The sequence below is a fragment of the Corynebacterium sp. genome (genome assembly GCF_012837295.1).
GTDB lineage: Bacteria > Actinomycetota > Actinomycetes > Mycobacteriales > Mycobacteriaceae > Corynebacterium.
This window is the reverse complement of the sequence record NZ_DURI01000182.1, coordinates 1-5915: the sequence shown is the minus strand read 5'-3', so window position 1 is coordinate 5915 and position 5915 is coordinate 1. Positions and strand designations below refer to the sequence as shown.

General features: G+C 68.3%; 5 protein-coding genes. All 5 read left to right on the top strand.

Annotation, left to right across the window (positions count from 1 at the left end):
- Positions 1-88 precede the first annotated feature (88 nt).
- The 5 genes from GX015_RS06210 to GX015_RS06190 all read left to right on the top strand — a co-directional run bounded on the left by GX015_RS06210 (position 89) and on the right by GX015_RS06190 (position 5515).
- Complete coding sequence (locus tag GX015_RS06210; RefSeq protein ID WP_291343649.1) at positions 89-589, top strand: DUF6802 family protein; 501 nt, start codon at positions 89-91, stop codon at positions 587-589.
- Positions 590-699: 110 nt separating this feature from the next.
- Complete coding sequence (locus GX015_RS06205; protein ID WP_291343647.1) at positions 700-2538, top strand: phosphoenolpyruvate carboxykinase (GTP); 1839 nt, start codon at positions 700-702, stop codon at positions 2536-2538.
- A 381-nt stretch (positions 2539-2919) separates the two neighbouring features.
- A complete protein-coding gene (locus GX015_RS06200) occupies positions 2920-3360 on the top strand; it encodes an Rrf2 family transcriptional regulator (protein WP_291343645.1) in 441 nt (146 codons plus the stop codon).
- 186 nt (positions 3361-3546) lie between these two features.
- Entirely contained in the window at positions 3547-4761 is a 1215-nt protein-coding gene (locus GX015_RS06195; protein WP_291343643.1) for a globin domain-containing protein, read from the top strand.
- 316 nt (positions 4762-5077) lie between these two features.
- Positions 5078-5515, top strand: a complete 438-nt coding sequence (locus GX015_RS06190; protein ID WP_291343641.1) for a carboxymuconolactone decarboxylase family protein — start codon at positions 5078-5080, stop codon at positions 5513-5515.
- The last annotated feature ends 400 nt before the right edge of the window (positions 5516-5915 follow it).

Genomic DNA, 5915 nt, shown 5'->3' with positions numbered 1-5915 from the left:
GCCGCGGCACTGCGCGCGGAGACCGGCGGATGAGCGGCGTGCCTGCGCGAATGACCGTGGCAGCCGGGAAGGACGAGGAGACCGAAGAATGGAGACGATGATGGACGGGATGTTCGGGGACGGGAACGGCAACGGGAACTGGAACGGGGCCGGGGCCGGAGACGGCGCCGCGGCCGAGGGACCGGCGTCGGCCTGCGGGCTCGACGGACTGGCCGCCGGCGGGGCCGGGGGAGCCGGGGGAGCCGCCGACGGGATGATCCTGGAGATCGGCGGCGCGTGGTTCGATCTCGGCCCGGGCGTAGGCGACGGGGACGGCGACGGCATCGCCGATTCGGTGACGCTGGCCGACGATCGCGGTTTGAGCATTTACTCCGACGTCGACGGCGACGGCACGGTCGACCACGTCACCACGGTCCTGTTCGACGGGACGTACGAGACCTGGACGGCCGCGGCGGCATCGGATTCGACGCCGAAAAGTTCCGGGGGCACCCCTTCGGGGGTGTGGGCCGACTCCGTCGACAAGCGGGAAAGCCCGTCCACCTGGGGCGCGCACGAATGGGAGCGGGGCGAACGGGGCCGGTGGGCGTGAATTTTCCCGAAACCCTCGCTGTGGGGTTCGTCTCATGCTCGTCGGCGGCAAGTTTCGGAATCCAACGGTAGCCTGATAATGAGACGCGAAACCCATAGTCAGGAGTACAGATGTCCGCACCTTCCATCCCGGGTCTGCAGGGTCAGGCCCCGACCGAGAACGCCGAGCTGCTCAGCTGGATCGCCGAGGTCGCAGAGCTCACCACCCCGGACAAGGTCGTCTTCGCCGACGGCTCCCAGGAGGAGTGGGATCGCTTGTCCCAGGACCTGGTCGACAAGGGCACGTTCATCAAGCTCAACGAGGAGAAGCGCCCGAACTCCTTCCTGGCGCGCTCCAACCCGGCCGACGTCGCCCGCGTCGAGTCCCGCACCTACATCTGCTCCGAGAAGGAGGAGGACGCCGGCCCGACCAACAACTGGGCGGACCCGGCCAAGATGAAGGAGGAGATGACCGAGCATTACCGCGGTTCCATGAAGGGCCGCACCATGTTCGTCGTCCCGTTCTGCATGGGCCCCATCGATGACCCGTCGCCGAAGCTGGGCGTCCAGCTGACCGACTCGGAGTACGTCGTGCTGTCGATGCGCATCATGACCCGCATGGGCAAGGAGGCGCTGGACAAGATCGGCAAGGACGGCGACTTCGTCCACGCCCTGCACTCCGTGGGCGCGCCGCTGGCCGAGGGCGAGGAAGACTCGACCTGGCCGTGCAACGAGACCAAGTACATCACCCAATTCCCCGAGACCAAGGAAATCTGGTCCTACGGCTCCGGCTACGGCGGCAACGCCATCCTGGCCAAGAAGTGCTACGCGCTGCGCATCGCTTCGGTCATGGCCAAGGAAGAGGGCTGGATGGCCGAGCACATGCTCATCCTGAAGCTCACCGACCCGTCGGACAAGGTCTACTACGTCGCCGCCGCGTTCCCGTCGGCCTGCGGCAAGACCAACCTGGCGATGCTGACCCCGACCATCGAGGGCTGGAAGGCCGAGGTCGTCGGCGACGACATCGCGTGGCTGAAGTTCGGCGAGGACGGCCGCCTGTACGCGGTGAACCCGGAGAACGGTTTCTTCGGCGTCGCCCCGGGCACCAACTACGACTCGAACCCGAACGCGATGAAGACGCTGGAGAAGGGCAACTCCATCTTCACCAACGTCGCGCTCACCGATGACGGCGACATCTGGTGGGAGGGCCTCGAGGGCAAGCCGGAGCACCTCATCGACTGGAAGGGCAACGACTGGACCCCCGAGTCCGACGAGCTGTCCTCCCACCCGAACTCCCGCTACTGCACCCCGATCGACCAGTGCCCGGTCGCGGCTCCGGAGTTCAACGACTGGAAGGGTGTCCCGCTGGACGCCATCCTGTTCGGTGGCCGCCGCCCCGACACCGTCCCGCTGGTGACCGAGGCGCTGTCCTGGAACCACGCCACCTTCATCGGCGCCACCCTGGCGTCCGGCCAGACCGCCGCGTCGGCCGAGGCGAAGGTCGGTTCGCTGCGCCACGACCCGATGGCCATGCTGCCGTTCATCGGCTACAACGTCGGCGACTACCTGCAGCACTGGGTCGACATGGGCAAGAAGGGCGGCGACAAGCTGCCGTCCGTCTTCCTGGTCAACTGGTTCCGCCGCGGTGCCGACGGCCGCTTCCTGTGGCCGGGCTTCGGCGACAACTCCCGCGTGCTGAAGTGGATCGTCGATCGCATCGAGGGTCGCGTGGACGCCAAGGAGACCGTCGTGGGCCACACCGCCCGCGCCGAGGACCTGGACCTCACCGGCCTGGACACCCCGATCGAGGACGTCAAGGAGGCTCTGAAGGCGCCGGCCGAGAAGTGGCAGGGCGACCTCGCGGACAACGAGGAGTGGCTGAAGTCCCTCGGTGACCGCATGCCGCAGGAGATGTGGGACGAGCTCGACGCTCTGAAGGCCCGCATCAAGGAGCGCGAGACCAAGAAGTAGTTCGCGCTCACCGAACCCGGGCAATGCCCGGGTCCACCACACGCGTCCCGGACGCCCCTCCCGCCGTCGGCATCATGCCGTCGGCGGGAGGGGCGTCCGTTTGCGTGCTGCGCGGGCCGCGGGCCGATGGCCGCGAGCGCAGGGGCGGGAGGGGCGGAGGTGACGAATGATCGGTTCGGATACCCGGCCGGTTCGTTTGACATGAATCATGGTCACGTGACCAACTAGACATCCCCGGCCCTATTTCCGCAGCTCAAGTTCGGATAAACTTGACTGAGGCGAACGGTGGGTTTGACTCCGGGTAGCAGATCTTATGTCCCGTCCAATGCGCTCCTCCGGGATGGAGCGCCCGCCGTCCGCGTAAGAAAGGTTGTGCCCGTCATGCAGCTCACGGTGTTCTCCGACTTGAGTCTCCGGATCATCATGCGCATGGCGGCGGGGGAGCCGGGCCGGAAGTTCACCGCGGGGGCGGTGGCCGACGAGCTGAACGCATCGCGCGCCCATGTGGCGAAGGTGGTGACCAAACTGGTCGAGATGGAGCTGATCACGGCGGTCAAGGGCCGTTACGGGGGCATTTACCTCGCCGATGGGGCACGCGAGCGTTCCGTCGGGCAGATCCTGCGCGAGCTCGAGGGCGGGGAGGTCGTCGACTGCGTCGGCACGAATTGCCCGCTGCTGCCGGCGTGCAAGCTGCGCGGCGCGCTGGCCGGGGCGCAGGAGGCGTTCTTCGCGCACCTGGATCCGATCACCGTCGGAGAATTGGTGCCCGCCCGCGGGGGAGGCACGGCCCTGCCATTGAGTGCCCGACTTCCGGCGAGTTAGCGTCCCCGCCGCCGGCGGGGTGTCGGCCGATGGGTTTGGGGGTGGGCGTCGCAAAGCTATGGCCTGCCGTTTTTCGGTGTTTGAATCCGTCCCGGCACCCCCGCGAAAAATAATGCGCAATCAGGATGCGCATTAGGTGCTACCGTGGTCGACGACCCCGACCACGACACCCCACAGGGAGCACGCATGGCCACCATCGACGTCAAGAAGACCGGCCTCACCGACGACCAGGCGGACATCATCCGCCAGACCCTGCCCGTCGTCGGCGCCAACATCGGCGACATCACCCCGAACTTCTACCGCCGCATGTTCACCGCCCACCCGGAGCTTCTCGCCGACACGTTCAACCGCGGCAACCAGAAGCAGGGCGCGCAGCAGAAGGCGCTCGCCGCGTCCGTCGCGACCTTCGCCGCCACGCTCGTCGACCCCGACGCCCCCGCCCCCGAGGAGCTGCTCGCCCGCATCGGCCACAAGCACCTGGCCACCGGCATCGTCGAGGAGCAGTACCCGATCGTGCACAAGCACCTGTTCGACGCGATCGAGGAGGTTCTGACGCCCGAGGTGTTCCAGGGCGCCGTCCGCGATGCGTGGGATGCGGTGTACCTGGAGATGCAGCGCGTGCTGGTGGACTTCGAAAAGCAGCTTTACGACGAGTCGGGCGTCGCGCCCGGCGACGTTTTCCGCGCCGCCGAGGTGGTCTCCCGCGAGGACCTGTCCGACGACATCGTGGTCTTCGGCGTGCGCGGCAAGGCGGAGGAGCTGCCGGGGTTCACCCCGGGGCAGTACATTTCCGTGCGCCAGACCATGGCCGACGGCGCCGGTCAGCTGCGCCAGTACTCCCTGGTCGGCGTGCCGGGTGACGGCGTTCTGAAGTTCGCCGTGCGCCGCGTCGGCGCGGATGAGGTCGCCGGCCTGCCCGCCGGCGAGGTGTCCAACAAGCTGTGCGACGACGTCCGCGTCGGCGACGAGATTGAGATTTCGCTGCCCGCCGGTGATCTGGTGCTCGACACCGAGTCGGATGGGCCGGTCGTGCTGGTGTCCGCCGGCATCGGCGCGACGCCCATGGTCGGCATGCTCAACTACCTCGCCGCGAATGGCTCGCAGCGCCGGGTGCTGTCGGTGCACGCCGACCGGTCCGAGGCCGCCGACGTTCTCGCAGCGGAGCGCACCGCGGCGGTCGAGGCGCTGGCCAACGGCACCGAGAAGCGCTGGCTGGAGCCGGACTTCATGGACCTGTCCGACAAGGGCGGCGTCGAGCTGCCCGAGGGCGCCGAGTTCTACATCTGCGGCGGCAATGGTTTCCTGCAGCACGTCCGCGACCAGCTGGCCGAGCGCGGCGTCGACCGCTCGCGCATCCACTTCGAGCTGTTCAGCCCCAACGACTGGCTGCTCGACGCCTAAACGGCGAGGCCGTGAGGCGGCGCGGCGCTGATGGGGCCGCGCCGCTCTCGCCCCGGCCTCCCTCGCCGGCGGTCGGCCGCTAACCCACCTCGAATGTCTTAACCCACCTGCTGCAACGGGTGGGTTAAGACATTCGAGGTGGGTTTGCGAGATTTGACGGTCGTTCCGGGGTGTTTGGACGGAATGGGCGGCGGGTTGTGATGATAATGAACGCACCTCAGTCGCCCGGCGATGCCCGTGACGCAGCACAGCGGGCCACTCGGCAGCGCAGATCAGGGCACGAGACGAGAGCACGACGAGAAGGAGCGGGATTCACATGACCGATCAGCACTCCGAGGTTTCCGGCGGCACCGGCAGCACTGACGATGGGCGGTTCGACGCCGGCATCCGCGTCCGCCGCGAGGTGATGGGCGACGACTTCGTCGACTCCGCCCTCGACCGCAACGCCGGCACCGACGGCGAGGACCTGCAGCGCCACATCACCGAAACCGTGTGGGGGTCGGTGTGGACCCGCGACGGGTTGGGCAAGCGCGACCGCAGCCTGCTCAACATCGGCATGCTCGTCGCGCTGCGCGCCACGGGCGAGCTGCGCGGCCACGTCCGCGGAGGGCTGCGCAACGGCCTGACCCGCGAGGAGATCACCGAGGCGGTCATCCACACCGCCGGCTACTGCGGCGCCCCCGCGGCGCTGTCCGCCATGAAGGTGGTCCAGGAGGTCCTCGTCGAGGAGCTCGGCCCGCTGCAGGGGGAGTAGCGGCCGCTTCGCCGCGCTCCTCTTCGCCACCGCCTACTTCGCGGCCGGCTGGTTCGAGGACCGCCGCTAGGCTGCCATCTCCGGCCTTCGGCCTCCCGGCCGGGCCGGGCCGTGCCCTGAGAAGGGAAGAACCCGCCTTCCTCTCGGATGGCGGGTTCTTTCGCGTCGTGCGCGCGTCCGGGGCGTCGTCGGTCCCCGGGCGCGGTGTACGCCTCGGACGTGCGTCTTAGGCGCGGCCGATGTGGTGGCCGACGGTCTGGACGCCGTGGTTGGTCATGTGGACGAACAGGTTGTAGTCGCCGATGCTGTCGTCGATGATGCCGACGACCCAGTTGTCGGCGTCGCAGGTGCCGTGGCCGGCGGTGATGCCCTTGAGGTCGACGAACTTGGCGCCGGTGTC

Bases quoted from the DNA above. Each gene is read 5' to 3' on its own strand.
- GX015_RS06210 (WP_291343649.1), top strand. From the start codon at position 89: ATGGAGACGATGATGGACGGGATGTTCGGGGACGGGAACGGCAACGGG.
- GX015_RS06205 (WP_291343647.1), top strand. From the start codon at position 700: ATGTCCGCACCTTCCATCCCGGGTCTGCAGGGTCAGGCCCCGACCGAG.
- GX015_RS06200 (WP_291343645.1), top strand. From the start codon at position 2,920: ATGCAGCTCACGGTGTTCTCCGACTTGAGTCTCCGGATCATCATGCGC.
- GX015_RS06195 (WP_291343643.1), top strand. From the start codon at position 3,547: ATGGCCACCATCGACGTCAAGAAGACCGGCCTCACCGACGACCAGGCG.
- GX015_RS06190 (WP_291343641.1), top strand. From the start codon at position 5,078: ATGACCGATCAGCACTCCGAGGTTTCCGGCGGCACCGGCAGCACTGAC.